Raw genomic sequence first — 1,323 nt, 5'->3', positions numbered from 1 at the left:
CTGGGCTTGACCCGTTTCGACGGACAGGGTCGATGTGTCGATGTTAGTTAGGCTGCCTGGACCGTTGGTAGTAGGTGCGGGGCGGTGGCTTCGAAGGCGGCGGGGCTGAGGTAGCCCAGGGTCGAGTGCCGGCGGCGGGTGTTGTACCACCCTTCGATGTACTCGAATATGGCCTGGCGGGCTGCTTGATGGGTGGGCCATGGCTGGCGGTGCAGCAGTTCTGTCTTGATGGTGGAGAAGAACGATTCGGCGACCGCGTTGTCCCAGCACTGCCCGCGCCGTCCGACGGACAGGCGGATGCCGTGACGGTGCGCGAGGCGGGCGTGCTGGGCGCTGGTGTATTGGCAGCCGCGATCCGAGTGGAATACCAGCCCAGATGGGGGTCGGCGCCGCACGAGGGCGTCGGTGAGAGCGGCGTCGATTAGGTCGGTTTTGAGGTGGTCGGCGAGGGCCCAGCCGACGATGCGGCGTGAGGCCAGGTCGATGACGGTGGCCAGGTAGAGCCAGCCCTGCCAGGTGTTGATGTAGGTGATGTCCCCGCACCAACGGGAATCGACCGCGGCCGGATCGGTGGTGAAGTCACGCCCGACCAGGTCAGGGCGTCTGCCGGCGTTCGGGTCGGGGATCGTCGTGGCCCGCCACCGGCGAGGGCTCTTACCGGCCAGTTCAGCGGCGCGCATCAGCCGGGCGACGCGTTTACGGCCGTGCCGCATGCCGGCGTCGGCGAGGTCGGCGTGGATCCGTGGTGCCCCGTAGGTGCCCCTCGACACCGCATGAATCTGGATGATCTTCTCGGTGAGCTGGGCATCCACGCGCCCGCGAACGGACTGGACATCGGATTTGCGCTGGTAGTAGGCGGACCTGGAGACCTCGAGCAGCTCACACGCACGCTTGACGTTGTGCTTGCCGACCTGCTCCGCCTCGATGAACGGGTACACGTTCACCGGGTCTCCTTCGCGAAGAAAGCCGTCGCCCGCTTGAGGATGTCCACGTCCTCGCGCAGCCTGCGGTTCTCCCGCCTCAGCTGCGCGAGTTCGTCTCGTTCGCTGCTGGTCAGCCCGTCGGCGCGGGCGCCGGTGTCGAGGTCGGCCTGCTTGACCCAGTCACGCACCGCGGTCTCGGTCAGGTCGAAATCCTGGCTGACCTGTCGAAGCGTGCGGTCACCGCGCTGGCACAACTCAACGATCTCGGCCTTGAACTCCGGCGTGAACGAACGCCGAGGCCGCGGCCGCTTCTTCCCCATGCTCTCCATGATGATGGACATCCTCCCGGAGACCCCAGGTCCCCTGATCTCGGATGTCCGTCAAAGCGGGGCAGGCCCAC

The 1,323-nt window shown here is 66.7% G+C and carries 2 protein-coding genes; both read right to left on the bottom strand.

Annotation, left to right across the window (positions count from 1 at the left end):
• Nucleotides 1–47 precede the first annotated feature (47 nt).
• Nucleotides 48–944, bottom strand: a complete 897-nt coding sequence (locus ACK8GG_RS21265; protein WP_440357098.1) for an IS3 family transposase — start codon at nt 942–944, stop codon at nt 48–50.
• Complete coding sequence (locus ACK8GG_RS21260) at nt 941–1,252, bottom strand: transposase (protein ID WP_440357097.1); 312 nt, start codon at nt 1,250–1,252, stop codon at nt 941–943. Before ACK8GG_RS21260 ends, ACK8GG_RS21265 begins: the two co-directional genes overlap by 4 nt.
• Nucleotides 1,253–1,323 lie beyond the last annotated feature (71 nt).

Origin of the sequence: Melissospora conviva (assembly GCF_049523535.1) — a bacterium.
Classification (GTDB): Bacteria; Actinomycetota; Actinomycetes; order Mycobacteriales; family Micromonosporaceae; genus Melissospora; species Melissospora conviva.
Note: the sequence above shows the minus strand (reverse complement) of the source record. Positions and strands in the feature narration are given on the sequence as shown.

What these genes read in the sequence shown, in the direction of transcription:
- ACK8GG_RS21260 (WP_440357097.1), bottom strand. Translation starts at nt 1,252, where the DNA reads ATGGAGAGCATGGGGAAGAAGCGGCCGCGGCCTCGGCGTTCGTTCACG.